At 67.4% G+C, this 24,389-nt stretch carries 23 protein-coding genes, 1 tRNA gene and 1 riboswitch; of the genes, 17 read left to right on the top strand and 7 right to left on the bottom strand.

The annotated features are described in order from the left end of the window. Positions 1-57: 57 nt before the first annotated feature. From LMA02_RS04655 to LMA02_RS04630, 6 genes are all read left to right on the top strand, one after another. Positions 58-570 (top strand): disulfide bond formation protein B, encoded by a 513-nt coding sequence (locus LMA02_RS04655; RefSeq protein WP_228907102.1) that lies wholly within the window; start codon positions 58-60, stop codon positions 568-570. A 610-nt stretch (positions 571-1,180) separates the two neighbouring features. Further along, positions 1,181-2,185, top strand: coding sequence for a xanthine dehydrogenase accessory protein XdhC (gene xdhC / locus LMA02_RS04650; RefSeq protein WP_228907101.1), 1,005 nt, complete (start codon positions 1,181-1,183; stop codon positions 2,183-2,185). A gap of 18 nt (positions 2,186-2,203) precedes the next feature. Further along, positions 2,204-3,229 carry an adenosine deaminase gene (locus LMA02_RS04645; RefSeq protein WP_228907100.1) on the top strand — a complete coding sequence of 342 codons (1,026 nt, stop codon included), beginning with the start codon at positions 2,204-2,206 and terminating at the stop codon, positions 3,227-3,229. A 27-nt stretch (positions 3,230-3,256) separates the two neighbouring features. Next, the gene (locus LMA02_RS04640) at positions 3,257-3,640 is read left to right on the top strand and encodes a hypothetical protein (protein ID WP_228907099.1); all 384 of its coding nucleotides are present in this window, start codon (positions 3,257-3,259) and stop codon (positions 3,638-3,640) included. Next, positions 3,637-4,953, top strand: a complete 1,317-nt coding sequence (gene guaD / locus LMA02_RS04635; protein ID WP_228907098.1) for a guanine deaminase — start codon at positions 3,637-3,639, stop codon at positions 4,951-4,953. The genes LMA02_RS04640 and guaD overlap by 4 nt, the downstream gene beginning before the upstream one ends. 113 nt (positions 4,954-5,066) lie before the next feature. Then, positions 5,067-5,204: riboswitch (yybP-ykoY riboswitch) on the top strand. A 78-nt stretch (positions 5,205-5,282) separates the two neighbouring features. Further along, the gene (locus tag LMA02_RS04630) at positions 5,283-5,855 is read left to right on the top strand and encodes a TMEM165/GDT1 family protein (protein ID WP_166725651.1); all 573 of its coding nucleotides are present in this window, start codon (positions 5,283-5,285) and stop codon (positions 5,853-5,855) included. Positions 5,856-5,916: 61 nt separating this feature from the next. On the opposite strand, the gene LMA02_RS04625 is transcribed toward LMA02_RS04630, so the two are convergent. Further along, on the bottom strand, positions 5,917-6,621 hold the full coding sequence (locus tag LMA02_RS04625) for a DUF4136 domain-containing protein (protein WP_228907097.1): 705 nt from the start codon (positions 6,619-6,621) through the stop codon (positions 5,917-5,919). Between the two features lie 187 nt (positions 6,622-6,808). Here LMA02_RS04625 and pepN point away from each other — a divergent pair, with 187 nt between their 5' ends. The 7 genes from pepN (at position 6,809) to LMA02_RS04590 (ending at position 14,719) form a co-directional block, all read left to right on the top strand. Beyond that, complete coding sequence (pepN, locus tag LMA02_RS04620; RefSeq protein WP_228907096.1) at positions 6,809-9,502, top strand: aminopeptidase N; 2,694 nt, start codon at positions 6,809-6,811, stop codon at positions 9,500-9,502. Positions 9,503-9,790: 288 nt separating this feature from the next. Next, the gene (locus tag LMA02_RS04615; protein WP_166725654.1) at positions 9,791-10,810 is read left to right on the top strand and encodes a class 1 fructose-bisphosphatase; all 1,020 of its coding nucleotides are present in this window, start codon (positions 9,791-9,793) and stop codon (positions 10,808-10,810) included. 205 nt (positions 10,811-11,015) lie between these two features. Continuing rightward, positions 11,016-11,091, top strand: a tRNA-Thr gene (locus LMA02_RS04610). Positions 11,092-11,265: 174 nt separating this feature from the next. After that, positions 11,266-12,075 (top strand): helix-turn-helix transcriptional regulator, encoded by an 810-nt coding sequence (locus LMA02_RS04605; RefSeq protein ID WP_228907095.1) that lies wholly within the window; start codon positions 11,266-11,268, stop codon positions 12,073-12,075. A 174-nt stretch (positions 12,076-12,249) separates the two neighbouring features. After that, positions 12,250-13,995, top strand: a complete 1,746-nt coding sequence (locus LMA02_RS04600; protein ID WP_228907094.1) for an FAD-dependent oxidoreductase — start codon at positions 12,250-12,252, stop codon at positions 13,993-13,995. Further along, a complete protein-coding gene (locus LMA02_RS04595) occupies positions 13,992-14,204 on the top strand; it encodes a hypothetical protein (RefSeq protein ID WP_228907093.1) in 213 nt (70 codons plus the stop codon). Before LMA02_RS04600 ends, LMA02_RS04595 begins: the two co-directional genes overlap by 4 nt. Positions 14,205-14,464: 260 nt before the next feature. Further along, a complete protein-coding gene (locus LMA02_RS04590) occupies positions 14,465-14,719 on the top strand; it encodes a GlsB/YeaQ/YmgE family stress response membrane protein (RefSeq protein ID WP_006753220.1) in 255 nt (84 codons plus the stop codon). 85 nt (positions 14,720-14,804) lie between these two features. On the opposite strand, the gene LMA02_RS04585 is transcribed toward LMA02_RS04590, so the two are convergent. The 4 genes from LMA02_RS04585 to LMA02_RS04570 all read right to left on the bottom strand — a co-directional run bounded on the left by LMA02_RS04585 (position 14,805) and on the right by LMA02_RS04570 (position 19,402). After that, the gene (locus LMA02_RS04585) at positions 14,805-15,287 is read right to left on the bottom strand and encodes a TlpA family protein disulfide reductase (protein ID WP_228907092.1); all 483 of its coding nucleotides are present in this window, start codon (positions 15,285-15,287) and stop codon (positions 14,805-14,807) included. Beyond that, positions 15,284-16,543, bottom strand: a complete 1,260-nt coding sequence (locus LMA02_RS04580; RefSeq protein WP_228907091.1) for a sialidase family protein — start codon at positions 16,541-16,543, stop codon at positions 15,284-15,286. Before LMA02_RS04580 ends, LMA02_RS04585 begins: the two co-directional genes overlap by 4 nt. After that, positions 16,531-18,885, bottom strand: coding sequence for a TonB-dependent receptor (locus LMA02_RS04575; protein ID WP_228907090.1), 2,355 nt, complete (start codon positions 18,883-18,885; stop codon positions 16,531-16,533). The genes LMA02_RS04580 and LMA02_RS04575 overlap by 13 nt, the downstream gene beginning before the upstream one ends. A 127-nt stretch (positions 18,886-19,012) precedes the next feature. After that, positions 19,013-19,402: a DUF2946 domain-containing protein gene (locus tag LMA02_RS04570; RefSeq protein ID WP_228907089.1), complete on the bottom strand. Its 390-nt coding sequence runs from the start codon at positions 19,400-19,402 to the stop codon at positions 19,013-19,015. Between the two features lie 197 nt (positions 19,403-19,599). Here LMA02_RS04570 and LMA02_RS04565 point away from each other — a divergent pair, with 197 nt between their 5' ends. Together LMA02_RS04565 and LMA02_RS04560 are read left to right on the top strand one after the other, a co-directional pair. Next, entirely contained in the window at positions 19,600-19,746 is a 147-nt protein-coding gene (locus LMA02_RS04565; protein WP_006756195.1) for a hypothetical protein, read from the top strand. Positions 19,747-19,966: 220 nt separating this feature from the next. Continuing rightward, on the top strand, positions 19,967-20,560 hold the full coding sequence (locus tag LMA02_RS04560; RefSeq protein WP_228907088.1) for a chorismate mutase: 594 nt from the start codon (positions 19,967-19,969) through the stop codon (positions 20,558-20,560). A 36-nt stretch (positions 20,561-20,596) separates the two neighbouring features. Here the strand turns inward: LMA02_RS04560 and LMA02_RS04555 are convergent, their stop codons facing one another. Continuing rightward, positions 20,597-21,724: an exonuclease domain-containing protein gene (locus LMA02_RS04555; RefSeq protein WP_228907607.1), complete on the bottom strand. Its 1,128-nt coding sequence runs from the start codon at positions 21,722-21,724 to the stop codon at positions 20,597-20,599. A 161-nt stretch (positions 21,725-21,885) separates the two neighbouring features. Next, the gene (locus tag LMA02_RS04550; RefSeq protein ID WP_006750857.1) at positions 21,886-22,089 is read right to left on the bottom strand and encodes a cold-shock protein; all 204 of its coding nucleotides are present in this window, start codon (positions 22,087-22,089) and stop codon (positions 21,886-21,888) included. A gap of 391 nt (positions 22,090-22,480) precedes the next feature. Between LMA02_RS04550 and LMA02_RS04545 the strand changes: the two genes are divergently transcribed. Then, positions 22,481-22,744, top strand: a complete 264-nt coding sequence (locus LMA02_RS04545; protein WP_006750856.1) for a hypothetical protein — start codon at positions 22,481-22,483, stop codon at positions 22,742-22,744. Between the two features lie 499 nt (positions 22,745-23,243). Beyond that, positions 23,244-24,386, top strand: coding sequence for a porin (locus tag LMA02_RS04540; protein WP_228907087.1), 1,143 nt, complete (start codon positions 23,244-23,246; stop codon positions 24,384-24,386). Positions 24,387-24,389: the final 3 nt, after the last annotated feature.

Below are 24,389 nucleotides of genomic sequence, written 5' to 3'. Positions count from 1 at the left end.
CGCGCTAAAATCGCGCGATTGTTTATCGGACCGACCAACGACAGGAATCCCGCCGACATGAATGACTCCACGCTCGCACTCCGCCGTGAACGCCGCCTGCTGATGCTGCTCGGCTGGGTGTGCATCGCCTTGCTGGCCGGCGCGCTGTACCTGCAATATGTGAAGAACGAAGATCCGTGCCCGCTGTGCATCATCCAGCGCTACTTCTTCGCGGCGATCGGCATCTTCGCGTTCCTGGCTGCCGGGATACGCAACTGGCGCGGCATCTGGGTGCTCGAGCTGCTGATCGCGATCGCCGCGGCCGGCGGCGTCGGCACCGCCGCGCGACACCTGTCGATCCAGATGAATCCGGGCTTCAGCTGCGGCTTCGACACGCTGCAGCCGATCGTCGACAGCCTGCCGCCCGCCCAGTGGTTCCCCGGCATGTTCAAGGTCGCCGGCCTGTGCGAGACGGTCTACCCGCCGATTCTCGGCATCCTGCTGCCCGGCTGGGCGCTGATCGGCTTCGCCGTGATCCTGATCGCCGTCGCGTCGAGCATCTGGCGCCATCGCCGCAAGCTGGCGAGCTGACCGGTCGGGGCCGCGTAGCCGCCCCTCGTTCGTCCGGCGCCGCCGGCGACGTCCCGCGCGGCCGCACCCTGCCGGCCGCACCTCGCCGGCCACGCGTAAACACCTAACCCCGCCGCAGCCCGGATTTCCGGGCGAACGCACATCGCACGACATCCGCGCAACCTCCGCGCGCATGCCCCGCCACGCAAGCGTTTCGGCCCGATGCGCACGCAACGGCGCCCCAATCCCGCGCGGCGGGCCTATGATCGACATGATCGCTGCCTGATAGCCCGGATCACCGCCCGGCGATGTTCCCGCCGCCTTGCGGTGCTATCTTCGCGACTGGATGGCGATCTACGTGCGCGAGGCCAGGCGGTCTCACCTCCTGCGTAACGCGCGCCCGATCCGCAATGTCGACTGGATTTCTCATGACAACGCAAACCATCCGCATCCGTCACCCTCATGGCGTCCGCGCGTCCCGCGACGCCGTTCGCGCGCGCCTGCGGCGCACCGCCGCCGCACCGCATCGACCGTGCGCCCGGCCTGCGTCGCTCCCGTCAGTCCTCGTTACCGCCACGGCCGCCAGCGCGCGCCGCGCGTCGTGCCGCGTCGTCGAGAACGGAGCGTGCTGATGGAAGCGTGGATTGGCGATCTGCAGCAATTGCTCGCGCACGGCGAAGCGGCCGTGCTCGTGACGGTCGCGCATACCGACGGCTCAGCGCCGCGCGAGGCCGGCACCAAGATGCTCGTCACGCGCGACACGGCCCGCCATACGATCGGCGGCGGTCATCTGGAATGGAAGGCGATCGAAATCGCGCGGCATCTGCTGAAGGACGGCGCGCACGTGCCCCACGCGCGCAGGCTCGAACGGCTCGCGCTCGGCCCGAGCCTCGGCCAGTGCTGCGGTGGCGCGGTCGTGCTCGCGTTCGAGCGGCTCGATGTCGGCGACCTCGGCTGGATCATGTCGCTCGCGAAGCGCGTCGCGGCCGGCGCCGCGACCGTGCGTAGCGTATCATTCGGCCCCTCGTCGGGCGCGCCGCTGCTGAGCGAGCCCGAATCGCCCGCCGCGCGTGCCGATTGCCTGCTGTGGGAAACCGGCGGCGTGTCGCTGATGACCGAAACGATCGCGCCGTATGCGTTCCCCGTCATGCTGTTCGGCGCCGGACACATCGGCACCGCGCTCGTGAAAGTGCTGGCGACGCTGCCGTGCCACGTGTGCTGGATCGACGGGCCCGCTGCGGTGTTCCCGCCGGCCGAGGCGCTCGCCGGAGTCGGCAATCTCGTGATCGACGCGGTTGCCAGCCCGGCCGACGCCGTCGACACGGCGCCGCCGCACGCATACTTCGTCGTGATGACGCACGACCATGCACTCGATTTCGTGCTGGCCGAGCGCATCCTGCGGCGCGGCGACTACGCCTACTTCGGGATGACCGGCTCGCACACCAAGCGCGTGCAGTTCGATCATCGGCTGGCAGCGATCGGCATCGACCCGGCCCAGGTCGCGCGGATGCACTGCCCGATCGGCGTCGAAGGCATCATCGACAAGGCGCCCGAAGTCATCGCGATCTCGGTGGCCGCGCAGTTGCTGCAGGCCGTCGAGGCGAACGCACCCGCGCAGGCTTCCCCTACATTCTGACCGACCAAGAACAACGCCATGATCCCGACATTCAAGGACAAGATTGCCCGTGCACCGAAAGCGGAACTGCACATCCATATCGAAGGCTCGCTCGAGCCGGAACTGATTTTCGCGCTCGCGCAACGCAACGGCGTGAAGCTCGCGTACGAGTCGATCGACGCGCTGCGCGCCGCTTACGCGTTCACCGACCTGCAGTCGTTCCTCGACATCTATTACGCAGGCGCGAGCGTGCTGCTGACCGAACAGGATTTCTACGACATGACGGCCGCGTACTGCGAACGCGCGCTCGCCGACAACGTCGTCCACACCGAACTGTTCTTCGACCCGCAGACGCACACCGAACGCGGCGTGCCGATCGAAACGGTGGTGGCCGGCATCGACCGCGCGCTCGCCGATGCCGAGCAACGCGGGCTGTCGAGCAAGCTGATCCTGTGTTTCCTGCGCCACCTGTCCGAAGATGACGCGCTCGCGACGTTCGAATCCGCGCGGCCGCTGTTCGAACGCTATCGCCACCGGCTGATCGGCGTCGGCCTCGACTCGTCCGAGCTCGGCCATCCGCCGGCGAAGTTCGCGCGCGTGTTCGAGAAGGCGCGTGCGCTCGGGCTGAAGCTCGTCGCGCATGCGGGCGAGGAAGGCCCGCCCGCCTACATCCACGAAGCGCTCGACGTGCTGAAGGTCGACCGGATCGACCACGGCGTGCGCAGCATCGAGGACGCGGCGCTCGTCGAACGCCTCGCGCGCACGCGCATGGCGCTGACCGTGTGCCCGCTGTCGAACCTGAAGCTGTGCGTGTTCGACGACATGGCGAAGCACACGCTGAAGGCGCTGCTCGATCGCGGCGTCGCGGTAACGATCAACTCCGACGATCCGGCCTACTTCGGCGGCTACGTCAACGACAACTACTTCGCGACGGTCGACGGGCTGCAGCTGACGGACGCCGAAGTGCACGCCGTGATCCGCAATGGCTTCGAGGCATCGTTCGTCGACGCGGCAGAGCGCGATGCGCTGATCGCGCGTCTCGATTCGTACTGGCAGGCCGCGTGACGGCCGGCATCGAGGTTCGCTAGACAGATGAAACACCGCGACGACATCCGCTTCGCGACGACCGGCTCGGCCCTGCGCCGCACCGGCCGCATGCGTGCGCGGCACCTGCATGCCGGCATCGCGCCCGTCGCTCGCGCGGCGACGGCGTTGCGCGTCGTCGTGCACCGAAGCCTGTCGTTGCGGCGCGTCATGCCGCTCGCCGCCGCGCCCGTCGCGATTGCGGCGCTGTCCGCCGGCAATCCCGCGATGACGGCCGCGACGCTCGCGTGCGCGCGCACAGTCCGCGGCGCCCCCGCCTGCTCGCGTCGCCGCATCGCGCATGCACGGGCCGCGCCCTTCAGGCCGTCGCCCGCGCGGCACCGACCGTTTTCTTCTGTTCGCCTTACCTTGATGCAGGACCATTCGTCATGACGCAAACCGCTTTCCGTTCCCAGCTGCTGACCTTCAACGGCGACCCGGCGCAGTCGAGCCAGGCCGCGAACCACGAGACCGACGGCCTCCTGATCGTCGACGACGGCAAGGTCGTCGCGGTCGGCCCGTATGCGCGGCTCGCCGCGACGCTCGCGCGCGACGCGATCGTCCACGACCTGCGCGACAAGCTGATCGTGCCCGGCTTCATCGACACGCACATCCACTATCCGCAGACGGACATGATCGCGTCGCCGGCCCCCGGCCTGCTGCCGTGGCTCGACAAGTACACGTTCCCGACCGAGCGTCGGTTCGGCGATCCGGAGCATGCGCGCGAGGTCGCCGACTTCTTCGTCGACGAACTGCTCGCCTGCGGCACGACGAGCGCGCTCGTCTACTGCACCGTGCACAAGCAGTCGGCCGACGCGCTGTTCGCGGCGAGCGAGGCACGCGACCTGCGGATGATCGCGGGCAAGGTGTTGATGGACCGCAACTGCCCCGAGTTCCTGCGCGACACCGCGCAATCGGGCTATGACGACAGCGCCGAGCTGATCGACCGCTGGCACGGCAACGGCCGCCAGCTGTACGCGCTCACGCCGCGCTTCGCGCCGACGTCCACCGAGGCGCAGCTCGAGGCGTGCAGCGAACTCGCGCGCCGCCATCCGGACGTGTTCGTGCAGAGCCACGTCGCGGAAAACGTCGATGAAGTGAAATGGGTCGCGGAGCTGTTCCCCGGCCACCGCAGCTATCTCGACATCTATGATCGCTACGGGCTGCTGCGGCCGCGCGCGGTGTACGGCCACTGCATTCACCTCGACGACGAGGACCGCCGCCGGATGGCCGAGACGCGCACCGTCGTCGCGCACTGCCCGACGTCGAACTTCTTTCTCGGCAGCGGACTGTTCGACTTCGACAAGGCCGGCGAATACGGCGTGCCGGTCACGCTCGCGACCGACGTCGGCGGCGGTACGTCGTTCTCGATGCTGCAGACGATGAACGAGGCGCACAAGGTCGCGCGGCTGTCGGGCCACCACCTGAGTGCGACGCGGATGTTCTGGCTCGCCACGGCCGGCGCCGCGCAGGCGCTCGATCTCGCCGACACGGTCGGCACGCTCGCGCCGCGCACCGAAGCCGACTTCATCGTGCTCGACCCGCAGGCCACGCCGCTGCTCGCGCGCCGCACGAAGCGCGCGGATTCGCTCGAGGAGCTGCTGTTCGCGTTCGCGCTGCTCGGCGACGACCGCGCCGTGTATCGCACGTACGCGGCCGGCCGGCTCGTGCACGAGCGCGGTGCCGCACGCCGCGCCGCCGCGTAACGCGCGCGCGTTTGCCCGCTCCCTCCCCCGCTCCCCTCCTGCTCCGGCGTGCGCTACGGCGCATGCCGGAGCCGCCGGATTCGCTCCGCCCGCCGCACCCGCCGTGCTAGAATTCGCCCCTCATTGGGGAGTAGCCGCTCCGCTCGATGTCCCGCGCTCCCGGCGCGCATCGTGACGGAGGCGTCCGTCAACAGACTTGGCCATGCGGCCATGGCGGACGCAGCCACCAAGGCCTGGCGAGACCGATGGTTCACTGCGCGCCGCATCAGGGCCCGGCGCGCGGCGGATCGTCGCTCGCACGCACAACATCGGCCCGTGGAACCCCATACGTGTCTCAAGCCTTCCTGATCTCCACCGGCGCCGTCGCCCTCGCTGAAATCGGCGACAAGACCCAACTGCTGTCCCTCGTGCTGGCCGCGCGCTATCGCAAGCCCGTGCCGATCATTCTCGGCGTGCTCGTCGCGACGCTCGTGAACCACGGCTTCGCCGGTGCGTTCGGCGAGTGGCTCGGCATACTCGTCACGCCGTCGATCATGCGCTGGGCGCTCGCGTTCTCGTTCATCGCGATGGGATTGTGGATCCTCGTGCCGGACAAGCTCGATGCCGACGAAGCCAATGCGACCCGCTCGCGGCTCGGCGTGTTCGGCGCGACGCTCGTCGCGTTCTTCCTCGCGGAAATGGGTGACAAGACGCAGATCGCGACCGTCGCGCTCGCCGCGCGCTTCCAGGATTACATCGGCGTGGTGGCCGGCACGACCTTCGGGATGATGCTCGCGAACGTGCCCGCGATCCTGCTGGGCGACCGTTTCGCGCACCGCCTGCCGACGAAGCTGGTGCACGGCATCGCGGCCGTGCTGTTCATCGTGCTGGGCGCGCTGGCGTTGCTGGGCGTCGGGGTCTGACGCACACAACGCACGCAGGCAGGTGGCGCGGCCGGGCGGCCGCGCCGGTGTCGACAGCGCGTTACTTCGCGAGCGCCGCACCCGAGGCCGGCACGGCCGGCACCGCACGCTCGTTGGCGGCCGGCGCCGCCGCGGGCCCGCCGCGCTTGTCGACCGGCAGCCGCACCGTGCGGATCGCGCCGTTCGCCAACGGGAAATCGGCGAGCGCGCTGCGCGCGAGGAACGGCATCGCATACAGCAGCGCACCGTTGTCGCCGGTGGTGCGCGCGGTCACGTTGTAGACCTCCTTGCCGGTCGCGCGCTCGGTGATCCGGATGCCGAGCGTGTAGTCGAACACCTGGTAGGTCTGCGCGACATAACCTGCCGGCATCGGCCCCCAGGGCCCCCACGGGCCCCACGGCCCGCCCCGCCAGTACGGCCCCGGCCCCGCGAACCACGGGTCGTAGTAGACCGGCTGCGGCACCGTCACCAGATCGCTGCCGACCCCGTAGGTCAGCCCGACCAGATAGCGCGCCTGCGCGGCCGGCACCTGCCGGAATGCGTACGCGGACAACTCGTTCGCGACGATCGGCTCGTAGGTCGACTGCTCGATGCTGTGTTTCTGCGCATCGGTGCGCGTGAAGGCGTAAGTGCGTGTCGCGTCGCTGCCGCTCCAGTCGGAGAAGGCCGTGACCTGCGTCGTCACGTAGCTGGTGCAGCCCGTCAGCAGCGCCACGCACAGCACCGCCGCCCAGCCCGCACCGCGTTGAATCCATTCGCGTTTCATGTCGATCCTCGTCGATCCGTCATCCGTACGTCGCACCGCGCGAACCGCACGGGATGCCGATAATACGCGGACTGCCCGAACCGGTAAAAAGTTCGCTGCGGCACGCGGCCGCAAGCCTTTGTACAATGGCCCGGTTCGCCCGGTCCGCGCTGCGGGCCCGATCCCCACCCCACCGATCTCGACGACCATGTCCGACAACGCCTCCTCCACCGTGATCCGCCGCGCCGACTACACGCCGCCGGCCTTCCTCATCGATTCCGTCGCACTCGAATTCGATCTCGCGCCGGCCCGTACGATCGTCAGGAATACGATGCGCGTGCGCCGCAATCCGGACGCGGCGCCCACCCCGCATCTGGAGCTGATGGGCGAAGCGCTCGAATTCCTCGGCGCGCAGCTCGACGGCGCGCCGTACGGTGCGGTGCGTGCGCACGAACACGGGCTGACCGTCGAAAACGTGCCCGACGCGTTCGAGCTCACGCTCGAGAACGCGTGCGCGCCGGACCAGAACACGACGCTGTCCGGCCTGTACGTATCGAGCGGCAACTTCTTCACGCAGTGCGAGGCCGAAGGCTTTCGCCGCATCACCTACTTCCTCGACCGCCCCGACGTGATGGCCTCCTACACCGTCACGCTGCGCGCCGACAAGGCCGCCTATCCGGTGCTGCTGTCGAACGGCAACCTGGTCGACTCGGGCGAGCTGCCCGACGGCCGCCACTTCGCGAAATGGGAAGACCCGTTCCGCAAGCCGAGCTACCTGTTCGCGCTCGTCGCGGGCAAGCTCGTCGCGATCGAGGAGAAGATCACGTCCGGCTCCGGCAAGGAAAAGCTGCTGCAGGTGTGGGTCGAACCGGCCGATCTCGACAAGACCCGTCACGCGATGGATTCGCTGATCCACTCGATCCGCTGGGACGAGAAGCGCTTCGGTCTCGAGCTCGATCTCGACCGCTTCATGATCGTCGCGGTCGGTGACTTCAACATGGGCGCGATGGAGAACAAGGGGCTCAACATCTTCAACACGAAGTACGTGCTGGCGAACCCCGAGACCGCGACCGACACCGACTTCGCGAACATCGAGTCGGTGGTCGGCCACGAGTACTTCCACAACTGGACCGGCAACCGCGTGACCTGCCGCGACTGGTTCCAGCTGAGCCTGAAGGAAGGCCTGACGGTGTTCCGCGATCAGGAGTTCTCGGCCGACATGGCAGCGGGCGACGACGTCGCATCGGCGGCCCGCGCGGTCAAGCGCATCGAGGACGTGCGCGTGCTGCGCCAGTTGCAGTTCGCCGAGGACGCGGGCCCGATGGCGCATCCGGTGCGTCCGGAAAGCTACGTCGAGATCAACAACTTCTACACGATGACCGTCTACGAGAAAGGCTCGGAAGTCGTGCGGATGTACCAGACGCTGCTCGGCCGCGACGGGTTCCGCAAGGGGATGGACCTGTACTTCAAGCGCCACGACGGTCACGCCGTGACGTGCGACGACTTCCGTCACGCGATGGCCGACGCGAACGGGCGCGATCTCGCGCAGTTCGAGCGCTGGTACAGCCAGGCCGGCACGCCGCGCGTGTCGGTGCGTACCGCGTACGACGCGGCCGCACGCCGCTACACGGTCACGCTCGCGCAGGGCTACGGCGATGCGTCGCCGGCGGCGCGCGAGACGCAACAGGGGCCGCTGCTGATCCCGTTCGCGATCGGCCTGATCGGCCGCGACGGCCGCGACCTGCCGCTGCGTCTCGACGGCGAAGCCGCCGCGTCGGGCACGACGCGCGTGCTCGACTTCACCGACACCGAGCAGACCTTCACGTTCGTCGACGTGCCGGAACAGCCGCTGCCGTCGCTGCTGCGCAATTTCTCGGCGCCGGTGATCGTCGAGTACGACTACAGCGACGACGATCTCGCGTTCCTGCTCGCGCACGACAGCGACCCGTTCAACCGCTGGGAAGCCGGCCAGCGCCTCGCGACGCGCGCGCTGCTGACGCTCGCCGCGCGCGCCGCCGCGAACCAGCCGCTCACGCTCGGCGGCAACTTCGTCGCCGCGTTCCGCCGCGTGCTGACCGATGAAAACCTGTCGCCCGCGTTCCGCGAACTCGCGCTGACGCTGCCGTCGGAAACCTATCTCGCCGACCAGATGGCGGAAGCCGATCCGGCCGCCGTGCATCGCGCACGCCAGTTCGTGCGCCGCCAGCTCGCGACCGCGCTGCGCGCCGAGTGGCTCGCCGCGCACGAGCAGCACCAGACGCCGGGCGCGTACGAGCCGACGCCCGAAGCGTCCGGCCGCCGCGCGCTGAAGAACCTCGCGCTCGCGTATCTCGCCGAACTCGAGGATCCGGCCGACGCCGTGCGCATCGCGACCGCGCAGTACGACGCGGCGAACAACATGACCGATCGCGCCGCCGCGCTCGGCGCGCTGCTGTCCGCCGCGGCCTCGGGCGCGAACGACGCGGCCACGCGTGCGCTCGGCGACTTCTACCGTCGCTTCGAGAAGGAAGCGCTCGTGATCGACAAGTGGTTCGCGATGCAGGCGGCGCAACGCGGCACGGCCGCCCAGCCGACGCTCGCGAAAGTCCGCAAGCTGATGGCCCACCCCGCGTTCAACCTGAAGAACCCGAATCGCGCACGCTCGCTGATCTTCAGCTTCTGCGCGGCGAACCCGGCGCAATTCCACGCGGCGGACGGTTCGGGCTACGCGTTCTGGGCCGAACAGGTGCTCGCGCTCGACGCGATCAATCCGCAAGTCGCCGCGCGCCTCGCCCGCTCGCTCGAACTGTGGCGCCGCTTCACGCCGGCGCTGCGCGACCGGATGCGCGAAGCCCTGGAGCAGGTCGCGGCCGGCGCGAAATCGCGCGACGTGCGCGAGATCGTCGAGAAGGCGCTCGCGTAACGGCACGCATGCGATTCGCGTCGCGCTCCCGCGCGAAGAAGCCGGCGCCGCCCCGTTGCGGCGCCGGCTTTTTTATCGGCTGAAGGTTCGCGGGGTCGGAGCCGGAGCGCGCGTTCGACCGCCCGGCGGTCCCGCCGCCGCAGGGCCGGTCCGCCGCGCCGCGCACGCCGGCACCCGGCCGAATCGGCCGCCCGGCCATGTAACCGGACGAAAAAAGCCGGCGGCGCGGGAGGCGCGGCGGGTAAAATTGCGGGCATTCAAGGATTCTTTGGCCTTTCGGAGTCAGTCATGTCCATTGCCCGCCGCACCACGCTGTCGAAGTTCCTGATCGAACAGCAACGTGAGACCAACAACCTCCCCGCCGACCTGCGCCTGCTGATCGAAGTCGTCGCACGCGCGTGCAAGGCGATCAGCTACAACGTGTCGAAGGGCGCGCTCGGCGAAGCGCTCGGCACCGCCGGCAGCGAGAACGTCCAGGGCGAAGTGCAGAAGAAGCTCGACATCCTGTCGAACGAGATCCTGCTCGACGCGAACGAATGGGGCGGCAACCTCGCCGCGATGGCGTCGGAGGAGATGGAAACGTTCTTCCCGATCCCCGCGAACTACCCGCGCGGCGAATACCTGCTCGTGTTCGATCCGCTCGACGGCTCGTCGAACATCGACGTGAACGTGTCGATCGGCACGATTTTCTCGGTGCTGCGCTGCCCGGACGGCAAGCAGGCCACCGAGGAATCGTTCCTGCAGCCCGGTACGGAGCAAGTCGCGGCCGGCTACGCGGTGTACGGCCCGCAAACGGTGTTCGTGCTGACGACCGGCAACGGCGTGAACTGCTTCACGCTCGACCGCGAAGTCGGTTCGTGGGTGCTCACGCAAAGCAACATGCAGATCCCGGCCGATACGCGCGAATACGCGATCAACGCGTCGAACGCGCGCCACTGGTACGAGCCGGTCCAGCGCTATGTCGACGAACTGAACGCCGGCAAGGACGGCCCGCGCGGCGACAACTTCAACATGCGCTGGATCGCGTCGATGGTGGCCGACGTGCACCGGATCCTGAACCGCGGCGGCATCTTCATGTACCCGGCCGACAAGCGCACGCCCGATCGCCCGGGCAAGCTGCGCCTGATGTATGAAGCGAACCCGATGTCGTTCATCGTCGAACAGGCGGGCGGCGCCGCGACGACGGGCACGCAGCGCATCATGGAAGTGCAGCCGACCGGCCTGCACCAGCGTGTGCCGGTCTTCCTCGGTTCGAAGAACGAAGTCGAGCGCGTGACCGGCTATCACAACGAAGGCGAAGGCAAATAAATTTGCCCCGCAGCACTGGACGAAGGTGCGAGACGTCAGTACAATCGCGCCTTCGCGATGTGGCCCTGACAGGCTGCGTCGCAATGAAGTGAAAGCGGGAAGTCCGCCGGATCGATGGTTTCGCGAAGCAGCAGCAAGCTGAAAAAATTTCGCAAAACCTATTGCCAAGATCTCGGATTTGACCATATAATTTCATTTCTCTGCTGCCGGTGTAGCTCAGTTGGTAGAGCAGCGCATTCGTAATGCGAAGGTCGTAGGTTCGACTCCTATCTCCGGCACCAAGACATAAAGGCCTGACAAGCATCGCTTGTCAGGCCTTTTCTCTTTTCCGGCCGCGTTTTCCGATACACGAAATCGTGCGCCCGCCCCGTCATTTCCGCTTGCGGGCATCTCCCGACTCCCACCCCGCACACCGCCGATTACAATCGCCGGATCACCCTGCCCTCCCTTGCATCATGCGCACCTGGCGTCTCGAGCGACCGAACCTCAGCGGGCAACTGGACGTGTCCCGTGCGACCGGCCTCGTCGCCGCGATCGGCGGCAGCGAGCCGAACGCGTTCGCCGCGGAAATCCTGAAGCTGTTCGACGATGCGCTGTCCGTCACGCAGTGCACGATCTTCGCGTACGAGTTCGGCAACCGGCCGCGCACCGTGTCGGTCGCCGATCATCGCGGCGGCCGCTACCTGCGCGATGTCGCCGACACCTACGCGCGACATTTCTATGCGCTCGACGGCAACCAGACGATCGTCTCGGCCGCCGGTCGCGGTACGCACCGCCGCGACGTGCTGCTGCATCAGCAGGCCGGCGACGAGATCGGTCACGACGCGTATCGCGCGGCCTGCTACCGCGGCCCCGACGTATCCGATCGCCTCGCGCTGCTGATGCAGCCGAACGACTCGACCTGGTTGTCGATCAACCTGTATCGCGCGCATCGCAGCGGCGCATTCCAGCCGCGCGAGATCGCGGCCATCGAAACGCTCGCGCCGCTGATCGCGCAGGCGGCGCAACATCATTACGCGCTCGTGGGTTCGACGCAGATCGGCATCCCGCAACTGATGCTCGCGCGGCTGCGCGGCGCCTGTCCGGCATTGTCCAAGCGCGAACTCGACGTGCTGCGCGGTGTGCTCGAAGGCCAGAGCGCGCGGGAAATCGGCGACATGATCGGCGTGAAGGCGTCGAGCGTCGTCACCTACCAGAAGCGCGCGTACCGGCGTCTCGGCATCTCGAGCCAGCGCCAGCTGTTTGCGCTGTGCCTGCAACCGTGAACGGCGCCCGCCGATCCTGAACGCGTCCGGGTAAATCCCGACCCGCCGCCATCCGTTCGCCGTACCCGGAATGGGGACAGCGGTGATCGGCGCGGCTTCCATACTGCCTCGACCCGCCGCACGCCTCGCATCATCGCGCGGGTGCGTCCGATCACTGCAACCTGGAAGCCAACGATGGGCATCGAATTCAAGCCATATCCGTTCGTCGCCGCGCGCCACGCGGCGCACCTGCCGACCTGCAGCGACGGTGTCGATACGCAGCGGCACCGCGTCGCGATCGTCGGTGGCGGGCCGGTGGGTCTCGCCGTCGCACTCGGCCTCGCCAACCACGGCATCCGCAGCGTGCTGCTCGAAGCCGACGACTCGGTCTGTCACGGCAGCCGCGCGATCTGCATCTCGCGACGCAGCCTCGAGATCATCGAGCGGCTCGGCGCGCTCGACGACTTCCTGCGCGTCGGACTGCCGTGGAGCGGCGGGCGCAGTTTCCATCGTCGCGACGAAGTGCTGCATTTCACGATGCCGCAGGACGAGAACCAGAAGCTGCCGCCGATGGTGAACCTCGCGCAGTATCACATCGAGCAGTTCCTGCTCGATGCCGCGCTGCGCCGCCCCGAGCTCATCGAGATCCGCTGGCAGGCGAAGGTCGCGGGCGTCACGCGCTACCCGGACGGCGTGCGCCTCGACATCGAAACGCCGCTCGGCGGCTACGCACTCGATGCCGACTGGATCGTCGCGAGCGATGGCGGGCGCAGCACGATGCGCGATGCGCTCGGCCTGTCGCTTCAGGGCACGAGCTACGAAGGCCGCTACGTGATCGTCGACATCGCGCTCGACAGCGACCGGCCGACCGAACGGCTCGCGTATTTCGACCCGCCGTCGAACCCCGGCTCGACGGTGCTCGTCCATAAGCAGCCCGACAACGTGTGGCGGATCGACTACCAACTGCGCGACGACGAGGATCCCGACGCGGCCGTGAAGCCCGAGAACGTGATCCCGCGCGTGCAGAACCTGCTGGACATGATGGGCGAACGCGGCGACTGGTCGCCGATCTGGATCACGATCTACAAGGCGAACGCACTGACGCTCGAACGCTACCGGCACGGCCGCGTGCTGTTCTGCGGCGACGCCGCGCACCTCGTGCCGATCTTCGGCGTGCGCGGCGCGAATTCGGGCATCGACGACGCCGACAACGTCGCGTGGAAACTGGCGTACGTGATTCGCGGCCTCGCGTCGGACGCACTGCTCGACAGCTATTCGGACGAGCGGGTGTTCGCGACGCACGAGAACCTGCGCTACGGCACCAAGAGCACCGAGTTCATGGCGCCGCCGTCGTTCGCGTTCGAGCTGATGCGCAAGGCCGTGCTGACACTCGCGGTCCGGCATCCGGCGTTGCGCTCGCTGATCAATCCGCGCCAGACGACGGCCATCGCGTACACGGCGTCGCCGCTCAACGCGGACGAGCGCGATGCATTTCCGGCCGGACCGGCGCCCGGCACCGTACTCGCGGAATGTCCGCTGATGCTGCAGACGTCGCTCGACATCGGCAACGCCGGCGGCGCACGCCGCGGCCATCTGACCGATCTCGTCGGCCCATGCTTCACGGCGTTGCGCTTCACGCGCGACGGCGCGCCCGATCCATCGTTCGCCGAACTCGAGCAACACCTGCACGCCGCCCGCATACCGTTCGCGCTGGTAACGCTCGCGCGGCATGCGGCATCGCACCATCCGGGATGCGACGGCTACGATGCCGACGACCGGCTGTTCGACCTGTACGGTGCGCGCGACGGCACCGTCTACCTCGTGCGTCCGGACGGACACGTGCTCGGCCGCTGGCACGACGCGCGCCCCGCCGACCTGACCGCCTCACTCGAGCGTGCGCTTCGCCCGCGCACGTCGGCCGATCTTCAGGAGAACGCATGATGACCGACACCGAACGCGACATCCTCTACACCGACCTGTGCCGCGCGATGACCCGCATCGGCGAAACCGACGCCCCGCTCTTTCTCGCCCGCTTCGCGCTGCTGGCGATCGAGACGATCGGCGATACGGCGACCGTCACCCGCCTGATTGCAGACGCCGGCGACGGCCTGCCCGATACGGGCGCACCGGCGCCGGCGCGCGGACAATGACGCATGACACACCGCCGAACGGGCAGCACCCTTCCTTACAGGTTCATTTCGCCGCGCATCGTTTGCGCCCCCGCCGCGCCGTAGGCAGACGAATCCCCTGGAAAAACCCGTTAAGGGTGCATAACATTACTTAACGATTCCGACCCGTCTATCGCGTTACATTGCGTGGGCGGCGCGGCGGTCGCATGCCGCCTTCCTGCAGCTTGCGGCGAAACAGCCGACGTCCGGTCATTTCGACTCAATACAAGGAGAGGATCACCATGACTCATGGCTTGATTATGTGGCTCATCATCGGCGCGATCGCCGGCTGGCTGGCAGGCCTGCTGGTCAAGGGCGGCGGGTTCGGCCTGATCGTCGACATCATCGTCGGTATCGTCGGCGCGGTGATCGGCGGCTGGCTGGCCGGGATGCTCGGCATCACCATCGGCAGCGGCTTCATCGGCTCGGTGATCGTCGCTGTCATCGGCGCCGTGGTCCTGCTGTTCGTGATCCGGCTATTCAGGCGCGCGGCCTGACGATCTTCTCGCGCGCCTTCGGGCGCGCGCTGGTTTGTTTTCGCATCGAAGCGGCGCGCGACATCCCGCGCGCCGCCTTCCGTTTTCAGCGGCGCTTGCCGCGCTGCGACCAGCCGTCGAGCACGTCGGTCGTCAGCAATCCGCTGCGCGCTTCGCGTGCGCCATCGCGACCGATCCACACGGTACGCGGCATTTCTCCCCGCCATCCCGCATCGAGCGCCGCCCGCAGACGCTCGGGCATCGGCTCCGCGTTCGCATACTGCGCGACCTGCGGCGGCAGGTTCATTTGCGCGAGCGCCTGGGTGATCGCGGTGCCGTTGTCGTCATAAGCGTCCATCGCGACCATGGCGAGCTGCACGTCCGGATGCCGGCGCTGCCACGCGACGAGATGCGCGGCGTTCTCGCGGCAGTATCCGCAATCGAGCGACCAGATCTCGACCGCGAGCGGCCGTTCGTGCGCCGTCGCATACAACTTCGCGACCTCGGCCACGCGCAGCGGCTGCAGCTCGCCGGCCCACGCCGGCAGGCTCGCGAGCGCGGCGCCGATCAACACCATCAGCCGTTTCATTGTGCGCCCTCCACGGGAATCAGCCGGTAGCCGTCGTTACGCGTACGCCACGACAGGTAGATGCGGCCCGCGTCGTCGAGCAGTTGTGGATTGTCGCTCGCGCCCGAGGTCGACGCGATCACGCGCGGCGCCGACCAGTGCTCGCCGCGATCGTCCGAGCGGCGCAGCTTGATCTGCATCGTGTCGCCGTCGAACGCCTTCCACGCAAGCCAGACGACGTCGCCGCGCGCGACAAGCGCCGCATGCGATGCCTGCTCGGCCGGCGCCGCCGGATTCGCGCCGAATGCCCACGGCGTGCCGCGCGGCTGGCCGTCGGCGCCGATGCGCGAGTAGAACACGTCGGCGCGGCCATCGACGACGCCGAACCACGCGATATGACGCGTACCGTCGGGCGTGATCGCAAGCGCCGGCCCGTGCTCGGGGCAAGCCTCGACATGCCAGTTCGAGAACGTCGCACGCACCGGCACGACGGGCTCCGACGCCGACACGGGCAGCACCGCGAGCGCATGATCGCGGATCTGTCCCGGGAACACGTTGCGCCACACGCCTTCGATGTGTCCGGCCGGATCGATCGCCATCGCGATGCGGCAGCATTCGCACGTGTGGTCGGTCACCTTGCGCTCGGGCTCGAACGACGCGCCGCCGTCGCGCGACACCGCGTAGTAGACGGCCGCGCCTTCATACGCCTGCCCCGCCGCTTTCGCCGCGACGAGATCGCGCTTGTCGATCCACGCGATCGCGATGTTGCCGGCCGGATCGACGGCCATCATGTCGAAGCGGTGCGTGATCGCCTGCCGGTCGCGATGCACGGTGACGGGCACGCTCCAGGTCGCGCCGCCGTCGAGCGAGCGCGAGAAGCGCACCATGCCGGTGTACGGCGCATCGAGCGGCATCGACCACGACACGTACACCGCCCGGCCGTCGGGGCTCGTCGCAATCTTCGGCCGATTCTCCGCGCTCGTGTAGATCGGCTCGGGCATCGCGTTGACGGTCACGGGCGCGGACAGCGTGCGGCCCGCGTCGTCCGAGTGCGCGACGACGACGTGCGCGCCTTCGACCCATGCGACCCACAGCCGGTGCCGCGCGTCGAACGCGGCGCCGGTTGCGAGCGGCTGCTTCTGTTGCGCCGGCGCAGCCTGCATGCTCATGTGCGCGGCATGCGGATCGGCGGTTTTCGGTGCGTCGTGCGCGCCGGCGGGCGACAGCGCCGCGAGCCACAGCGCGCAGCCTGCCGCGAACGATTTCACAGCGACCATTTCAGTTCTCCAAAGAAAGTGCGGCCCGGATACGGGTGGAACACGTAGTAGCGGCGGTCCGTCAGGTTGTCGATGCCGACCGAGGCGGTCCAGTGACGGTCGAACCGGTAGCGCGCCTTCAGGTCGACGACCGTGAAGATGCTCGTGCCGCCGTACACGTCCGGATTCACGTCGCTGTTGTCCAGCGTGTTGAACTGGCGGCCCGAGTAGCGGACGCCGACGCTCGCGAGCCAGTGCTCGTCGAAGCGGTACGACGCGAGCAGGTTCGCGCGCATGCGCGGGATGCGCGGAAAGCGCGAGCCGACGTACGCGGGATTCGCGGTGTCGGCCAGGATCTGCGCATTGCTCGCCGACACGTTCGCGTCGATGTCGAGCCCGCGCAGCCCGACGTTCCGGCCGCTGAATCCGAGTTCGACGCCGCGCACGCGCACGCGATCGACGTTCGAGATGTTGGTGACGGTCGATGCGCCCGACACCGTCGTCTGGCTGTAGATCGAATCGCGCAGGTCGCTCTGGAACACGCTCGCGCGCACGACGCCGACGCCCACGTCGCGCTCGGCCGTGAAGTCCCAGTCGATCGCCTTTTCCGGCCGCAGGCTCGGGTTGTTGTTGACGATCGCGTTGTTCGAGATCGTGCCCTGGAACAGTTCGCCGACCGTCGGGAAGCGCGTGCCCGTCGCGAACGACACCCGGAAGCGCCAGACGTCCGTCGCGTCCCACTGCAGCGCGACTTTCGGCGACAGCGCATTCGCGCCGCGGTCCGCGTAGCCGACCGTGCCGTCCGCGTTGCCGAGCGCCCCGCCATATGCATCCCAGCGCTCGTAGCGCAGGCCGAGGGTCGCGAGCCAGCCGGGCGCGAAACGCCACGCGTCCTGCGCGAACAGCGCCTGGGTGCGCGTGTCACCCTGATAGACGCTCGCGAGCGAGGTGGTCGGCCCGGCCAGCCAGTCGGCCGTGTTGTACGTGACGTTGCGCAGGAAATAGTTGTCGTAGTGATAGCCGAACGTGAACGTATGGCCCTTCACTTCCGGCGCCTCGGCCTTCAGGTCGAGCGTACGCCAGCCCGTGCCGTCGCCCTGGAACAGCGTGCCCGCCCCGCCCTGCGCGGTCGCTGCCGCGCGCAGCACGTCGCGCGACACGTCGTATGCGGACACCACGCCCGACAGCCGCCAACCCGAATCGAGCCGGCCGTTCAGGCCGAGCGCGTACAGCCAGTTCTCCTGGTCGCCGCGCTGCGGCGCGAATGCACTCGGCGCGACGGTCACGTTCCGGCCGCCAATCGACACGTTGCCGCCGTAGACGGGATTGCCGGCCGCGTCGCGCAGGAAGGTTTCGCCGTGCTGCCGGTAATGGTTCTCCCAGTGCCCGAGCGTCAGCGTCGCGTCGACGCGGTCCGTGAACGCGTAGCCCATCCGGACCGTCTCGTTGAGCTGCTCGGTCCGCTCGATGTTCTGCGCGCCGACAATCGTGCGCGGCTTGCCGTTGGGTCCGATGTCGGTGGCCGCGCCCGTCACGGGCACCGCGGCGCCGAGCTTCGGGTTGTACGCGGAATTGGGGCTTGCATACTGCATCGGCTGACCGTCGTTCTCCAGCCGGTCGAGCGACAGCGAGAACCAGAATTTGCCGATCCGGTTCGCGATCCGCGCGGTCTGGTGATTGCCGCCGAAGCTGTCCGCCAGCCCGTAGCCGTCGTGATAGCGCTGCGTGAAGAACTGCGTCGACAGCGACGCCTCGAGTTTGTCGGGGCGCCGCGTCGTCAGCAGCACGGTCGAGCCGATCGCGTTGCCGGGATACAGCGCGGAAAAGGGGCCATACAGCACGTCGACGCGCTCGATATCGTCGGGCGCGATCAGCGACCAGCGCGGCGGGTATGCATAGCTCGAGCCGAGCAGGTTCGACAGCAGCAGGCCATCGGCATACACGAGCCCGCGCGCACTCTGCAGTTCGTTGAAGTCGCGGCCGGCGAACACGCTGTTGCGGTCGCCGATATAGCGCTTGCGAACCATCAGGTTGGGCGCGTACTTCAGCGCGTCCTCGGTCGTGACGTTGGTGTGCGCGTCGATCTGCTCGCGCGTGATCGACTCAACGACGGCCGGCGTATCCGGATCGACGGGTTGCCGCCGGGCGGTGACGCTGACCTCGGTCAGCGTGTCGCCCGACGGCGCGGGCACAGCTGCGGCAACCGATGCGGCACGGCCGGCCGGGTTGCCCGAGCCGCCGGCCACCGGCTCGGCGGACGCGCCATCGATCGCAGCCGCCTGCGCGGCAGGCCAGGCAAAAGCGGCCGCGCAAGCGAGCGCGAGCCGACCGCGCGACGGCCGCGCGGCGAAGGTGAACGACATGGATGAATTCCTGAAAACGTGACCGGGAGCCGCCGGACGCGAGCCGACGCGCCGCGCGCATACGGCGCGGCGCGCGGACCGGGCCGCGGGCGGCACGCGCGCCTGCGGGGCGCGCGGACGATGTCAATCAGATCGGGACGTTTTCAGGCGGACCGCGCGGCTGCGCGAGGCGGATGCCCTTGCGGGGGAAATCGGGAACGGCCGGGGCGGCCGACCGGTATGCGAACGCGCGCACGAAACCCGGCAACGCGGGCAGGCTCGTGCCGAGCGCGACGTTCGCCGCGAAGCCGGGACAGTACACGCAGTGCGGCACGCCGGCATGGTCGAACGACGCTGCGCCACGATCGTCGCCGGACTGCGCGAGGATGACCTGCCGAGCGCCCGCCGCGCTGCACAGCTCGAGCGTGAGCTCGCCGGAACCGCTCGACGCGACACGCGCGTAGCCGATGACGGGCGACAGTACGTTCAGTACCAGCGCCAGCCATACGAGGCCGATCCATCGCGTCGTCCGTTTCATCGCGGTCCAGGAAAAAGTGCGCGCAAGTATAGCAAGCACCCGATGGTTGCCGATTGAGCCGGATGCAATAGTCGGCATCGCACGGCGCGCCGCAGCGCATGTGCCGTTAATACAACAGAGACAAAATCTAACGATTCGCCACTGGCATAAATCCAAGCGCGAGGTTGATAATTATTGGACCTGCTGGAGAAACGACCATGGACGAAAGACCAACTCGCATGCCCCCGCCCGAGCAAGTGATGAGCCCGGATCCGGAACCCGTCGGCGTGGAATTCCTCGCCGAATTGCCCGACCACGTCCGGGCATTCTTCGACGAGCAGCACAAGCTGTACTCGCCGAAGTGAACCTACGTTCGGTTCTGTAACCGCCACGTGTCGATCGATATCGTGCGGTTCATCGCTGCGTTTTCGGCGCAGATCGCTTCGCACCCGGGCTGCAACGGCCTGACGGTGCCGGGTCAGCGCGTCCGCTGATTCTTCTGTCGCGTCGTTTCGCCGCGCGACTGTCTTCGTCTATCCTTCTGGTTTTCCACCTCCGGCCCGCCCGGCTCTCCCGATCGTTCCGATGAAACAAGCCATTCGTGCCAGCGTCGCTGTCGCCGCGCTCGGCGTCGCCCTTTTTTCGTCGCCGCCCGTCGCGCGCGCCGACGGCGACGACACCGCGCTCACCAACCTCGTCGCGCTCGCGTCGCAGCGGATCGCGCTTGCCGAACCCGTCGCACGCTGGAAATGGGCGAACCACAAGGCGATCGAGGACCAGCCGCGCGAAGCGGAACTGCTCGCATCGGTGGAGAAGCGCGCCGCACAGGCGGGCGTGGATCCGGCGTTCGCGCGTACGTTCTTCGAGGATCAGATCGCCGCGAGCAAGGACGTGCAGAACGCGCTCTTTGCCACCTGGCGCGCGACGCGGCCGCCCGAAGGCACGCCGCCCGACCTCGCGACCAGCACGCGGCCGGCACTCGACCAGCTCACGCAAAAGATGCTGGCCGCCCTCGTACAGATCGCGCCGCTGCGCGACGCGCCCGATTGCCAGGCGCGGCTCGCCCGCAGCATTGCGAACTGGAAGACGCTCACCCGCTACGACGCCAGCCGGACGCAGGCGCTCGGCACCGCGCTGTCGCACGTCTGCTCGGGTGGCGGCGCCAGCGCGATCGGCTGACGACGCGCGGCCACCGCGCGCCGCGGCACGCGGCGCTCAGTCGGCAGGCGTGAGCGCCGCGAGCGGAATCAGTTGCAGGCCGCGTGCGAGATGGGTCTGCAGCAGGCGATGGGTATGGGGTTCGTACGCACCGTCCGGGCCGTCGGCCACGAGCCGCACGGCCGCGTCGAGTGATTCGGCCACACCGAGATAGCGCCACCCGTCGATCACGTGAAACAGGCGGCGCTCGCCGCACGCTTCGAACGCGACCGCGCCGTCGAACGGCCAGCACGCATTGCCCGCACGGGCCTTATCTGCCGCGGGCCGCCGGTTGTGCGACGGGCGCAGGCGGGCGATCCACTGCGCTTCGGCGAGCATCGCCCCCAGCTCGTTGCCGGTCTCCCGCCATTCGACTCGCCGCACCTGCTGCGCGAGCCGCATTTCCTTCGACGAGCGCCGCTCGCCGGTCAGCAACGCCCGCAAGCGCTGCCGCACACGCACACTGCGCCCGACGTAAAGGGCTTCGTCGCCCTCCCCGAACAGCGCGTACGCACCGCATCCGGCGGGCGCGGTATCAAGCCACGCTTCGGTCATGCCCCCCGCGAGACGGAAGTGGCGCGTCGTAAGCGCAATCTGGTCGCGCAGACGCTCGAGCGGCACGATCTCGTGCAACTGACGCCAGAACTGCCATAGGAGATCGGCATCCGCGAGCGCCCGGTGGCGGGCCGCGGGGACAAGGCCATGCCGCTCGATCAGCGCATCGAGTCCGTGCCGCGCCTCGCGCGGAAACAGTGCGCGCGACAGCCGCACCGTACACAGCACGTCCGGATTGAACGCGATGCCGGCACGTTCGAATTCGGCGCGCAGGAAGCCGCGGTCGAAGCTCGCGTTGTGCGCGACGAACAGCTTGCCGTCGAGCCGCTCGAACAGCGCGGGTGCGAGCGACGCGAACGACGGCGCATCGCGCACCATTTCGTCCGAAATGCCGGTCAGTTGCTCGATGAACGGTGGAATCGACTGTCCCGGGTTGACCAGCGTCGTCCACGTCGATACGCCGAGTGGGCCGATTTCGACCACGCCGATTTCGGTGATGCGGTGCTCGGCGGACGAGCCACCGGTGGTTTCAAGGTCGACGAAGACGAGCGGCTGCTCGCAGGCGGGATCGGACGGACAAGAATCGGACATGAAAAATGCAGGGAAACGGTGCTTTCGTGAGTATGCACCGGCATGCAGGTTCACGACCAGTCCGAACCGGAAACGATTCGCCGGTAGCCGGCTTTCATGCCCCAAAAAGCAAAAAGCCCCCGCGATGCGGGGGCCGGACGTGATCGGCAGTGCGTGGCGCGTCAGACCGCCTGGATATTCGCTGCCTGCTTGCCTTTCGGCCCGAGTTTCACCTCAAAGGAAACGCGCTGGTTTTCCTTCAGCGTTTTGAAGCCGTCCATCCGGATTTCGGAAAAGTGCGCAAACAAATCTTCGCCGCCATTGTCTGACGTAATAAAGCCGAAACCTTTAGCATCGTTAAACCATTTTACGATACCGGTATCCATACCTTTCTTCCCCACTCGTTTAGATCAAAAAAGCTACTGATATAGCCGCCTCCCGAAATCCCGCAACGGCGCGCCGATACCCACCCCCAGCGCTCCGCCCGGGGACGGAGTGCTCACTTTATAAATTGGACAATCCGGGTGCGTCAAGAAAATTTTTGATGCGTTCTTTATCAAAAAAACGTCAATACCACTGGAATCGGTACACCATCGTCTTTTATTAATTGATTCGCATCAAAAACCTGTCAATATTACCGGGATCGGATCCCCAATAATCAATACCGTGAAAAACCTACCGAGAAAAAACGGGTCGGTAAAATCCTCGGGTTTTTTCGGGTTGCGAAAAGCGGGGGACGTTGCAATGCTGGTGCCAGGCAATGGAAGGAGAAGGGTCATGTGGCTGGATGGAATCAAGCGCTTCGCGAGCCGGCTCGCACGCGCACGCCGCAAGTCCCGCGCGCTGGCCGAGCCCCGTGAAGCGCCGTGCGATACCGAGTTCGATCCGAACTGGCACGGCGATCATTGGCAGAACCTGCTGGCGTCGCCGCTGGACGCCCGTCACTATGTGATGGAAGACTGGACCTATACGCCGCTGCCGGCCGAAGCCGACGACACGCCGCCGGCTGCCAAGCGCAAGCGGCGCTCGTACACGCAGTAGGGATCGAGAAGACGGGGCAAAAAAAAGCGCGACTGGGAAGTCGCGCCGACAAAGGTTTGGAGATCTTTTCCGTCAACGAAAAAGTCTGCTTCGGAAAGCAGAGATCGCAGTATAGCGAGAGAGCATCCTTTCATTATCCATGCTCCACACAAACCTCTATTGCCGATGTGTCAATAATCGCGCTAGGCCTACCCTCGCCTGCCCCTGAGCGCCTGTCGCGATCGCGCAACGCCTAGTACGCAGTCCTGAGTAGCATTTCCGCCTGCTGCGCCGCCGCAAAGCCTTGCTGGCCGCGGCTCTCCGCGCATGCGGTTATTCTTGCGCGATTCAAAATACAGTATTGCAGGAAGCGGTTTTCGTCCCCGCCCGGACCGATCCGTACACTGCAAATGGTTTTCCGACGAGGGTGCCGCGCCCCACGCGCACGGTGTCGCCGACCCGCGACGCCGCCGATGCCCACAGCAGGTTCGATCGACATCATCCTGTTTGGAGACAGATCATGAAAAAGACCCTGATCGTCGCCGCATTGGCGGGCGTGGCTGCCAGCGCCGCCCATGCGCAAAGCAGCGTCACGCTGTACGGCCTGATCGATGCCGGCATCACCTACACGAACAACCAGCGTGGTCACAGCGCGTGGCAGGAGACGAGCGGCTCGATCAACGGCAGCCGCTGGGGCCTGCGCGGCACCGAGGATCTCGGCGGCGGACTGAAGGCGATCTTCACGCTGGAAAACGGCTTCGGCATCAACAACGGTTCACTGAAGCAGAACGGCCGCGAGTTCGGTCGCCAGGCGTTCGTCGGGCTCGCGCACAACAGCTACGGCTCGCTCACGCTCGGCCGCCAATATGACAGCGTCGTCGACTTCGTCGGCCCGCTGTCCCTGACCGGCACCCAGTATGGCGGCACGCAGTTCGCGCACCCGTTCGACAACGACAACCTGAACAACTCGTTCCGGATCAACAACTCGGTCAAGTACCAGAGCGCGAACTACGGCGGCCTGAAGTTCGGCGGCCTGTACGGCTTCTCGAATTCCACCGGTTTCGCGAACAATCGCGCGTACAGCGTCGGCGCGTCGTACAGCTACATGGGTTTCAACGTCGCGGCCGCGTACCTGCAGCTCAACAACAACATCAACGCGCTGGCGCTCGCGGCCAGCGACCCCGGCGCGGTAGCCGGCGACTGGACCTTCGCGGCCAGCCGGCAGCGCACCTGGGGCGCAGGCCTCAACTACACGTTCGGGCCCGCGACGGCCGGCTTCGTGTTCACGCAGACGCGCCTGACCAATTCGGCTGGGATCAGCCCCGGGCAGTCCGGCGTGTCGAGCGGCATCCCGCTCACCGGCGGCACGCGCTTCAATAATTACGAGGTGAATGGCCGCTACGCGCTGACGCCGGCGTTCTCGCTCGCCGGCTCGTACACGTACACCGACAGCCGTCTCGACGGCCAGACGCCAAGCTGGCACCAGTTCAACCTGCAGGCCGACTATGCGCTGTCGAAGCGCACCGACCTGTACCTGCAGAGTGAATACCAGCGGGTCAATGCCAATGGGCTGGCGATCGGCGCGAACATCAACGGACTCGGCACCGCGTCGTCGACGAACAAGCAGATCGCCGTCACGGCCGGCATGCGCCACCGCTTCTGAGCG

The organism is Burkholderia sp. B21-005, assembly GCF_020843965.1.
GTDB classification, from domain to species: Bacteria; Pseudomonadota; Gammaproteobacteria; order Burkholderiales; family Burkholderiaceae; genus Burkholderia; species Burkholderia ambifaria.
This window is presented reverse-complemented; position numbering and strand designations above follow the sequence as displayed.

What these genes read in the sequence shown, in the direction of transcription:
- LMA02_RS04570 (WP_228907089.1), bottom strand. Translation starts at nt 19,402, where the DNA reads ATGAAACGGACGACGCGATGGATCGGCCTCGTATGGCTGGCGCTGGTA.
- LMA02_RS04565 (WP_006756195.1), top strand. Translation starts at nt 19,600, where the DNA reads ATGGACGAAAGACCAACTCGCATGCCCCCGCCCGAGCAAGTGATGAGC.
- LMA02_RS04655 (WP_228907102.1), top strand. Translation starts at nt 58, where the DNA reads ATGAATGACTCCACGCTCGCACTCCGCCGTGAACGCCGCCTGCTGATG.
- LMA02_RS04595 (WP_228907093.1), top strand. Translation starts at nt 13,992, where the DNA reads ATGATGACCGACACCGAACGCGACATCCTCTACACCGACCTGTGCCGC.
- LMA02_RS04640 (WP_228907099.1), top strand. Translation starts at nt 3,257, where the DNA reads ATGAAACACCGCGACGACATCCGCTTCGCGACGACCGGCTCGGCCCTG.
- LMA02_RS04590 (WP_006753220.1), top strand. Translation starts at nt 14,465, where the DNA reads ATGACTCATGGCTTGATTATGTGGCTCATCATCGGCGCGATCGCCGGC.
- LMA02_RS04600 (WP_228907094.1), top strand. Translation starts at nt 12,250, where the DNA reads ATGGGCATCGAATTCAAGCCATATCCGTTCGTCGCCGCGCGCCACGCG.
- LMA02_RS04555 (WP_228907607.1), bottom strand. Translation starts at nt 21,724, where the DNA reads ATGTCCGATTCTTGTCCGTCCGATCCCGCCTGCGAGCAGCCGCTCGTC.
- LMA02_RS04540 (WP_228907087.1), top strand. Translation starts at nt 23,244, where the DNA reads ATGAAAAAGACCCTGATCGTCGCCGCATTGGCGGGCGTGGCTGCCAGC.
- LMA02_RS04575 (WP_228907090.1), bottom strand. Translation starts at nt 18,885, where the DNA reads ATGTCGTTCACCTTCGCCGCGCGGCCGTCGCGCGGTCGGCTCGCGCTC.
- LMA02_RS04605 (WP_228907095.1), top strand. Translation starts at nt 11,266, where the DNA reads ATGCGCACCTGGCGTCTCGAGCGACCGAACCTCAGCGGGCAACTGGAC.
- LMA02_RS04585 (WP_228907092.1), bottom strand. Translation starts at nt 15,287, where the DNA reads ATGAAACGGCTGATGGTGTTGATCGGCGCCGCGCTCGCGAGCCTGCCG.
- LMA02_RS04560 (WP_228907088.1), top strand. Translation starts at nt 19,967, where the DNA reads ATGAAACAAGCCATTCGTGCCAGCGTCGCTGTCGCCGCGCTCGGCGTC.
- LMA02_RS04615 (WP_166725654.1), top strand. Translation starts at nt 9,791, where the DNA reads ATGTCCATTGCCCGCCGCACCACGCTGTCGAAGTTCCTGATCGAACAG.
- LMA02_RS04580 (WP_228907091.1), bottom strand. Translation starts at nt 16,543, where the DNA reads ATGGTCGCTGTGAAATCGTTCGCGGCAGGCTGCGCGCTGTGGCTCGCG.
- LMA02_RS04625 (WP_228907097.1), bottom strand. Translation starts at nt 6,621, where the DNA reads ATGAAACGCGAATGGATTCAACGCGGTGCGGGCTGGGCGGCGGTGCTG.
- LMA02_RS04645 (WP_228907100.1), top strand. Translation starts at nt 2,204, where the DNA reads ATGATCCCGACATTCAAGGACAAGATTGCCCGTGCACCGAAAGCGGAA.
- LMA02_RS04550 (WP_006750857.1), bottom strand. Translation starts at nt 22,089, where the DNA reads ATGGATACCGGTATCGTAAAATGGTTTAACGATGCTAAAGGTTTCGGC.
- guaD (WP_228907098.1), top strand. Translation starts at nt 3,637, where the DNA reads ATGACGCAAACCGCTTTCCGTTCCCAGCTGCTGACCTTCAACGGCGAC.
- pepN (WP_228907096.1), top strand. Translation starts at nt 6,809, where the DNA reads ATGTCCGACAACGCCTCCTCCACCGTGATCCGCCGCGCCGACTACACG.
- LMA02_RS04545 (WP_006750856.1), top strand. Translation starts at nt 22,481, where the DNA reads ATGTGGCTGGATGGAATCAAGCGCTTCGCGAGCCGGCTCGCACGCGCA.
- xdhC (WP_228907101.1), top strand. Translation starts at nt 1,181, where the DNA reads ATGGAAGCGTGGATTGGCGATCTGCAGCAATTGCTCGCGCACGGCGAA.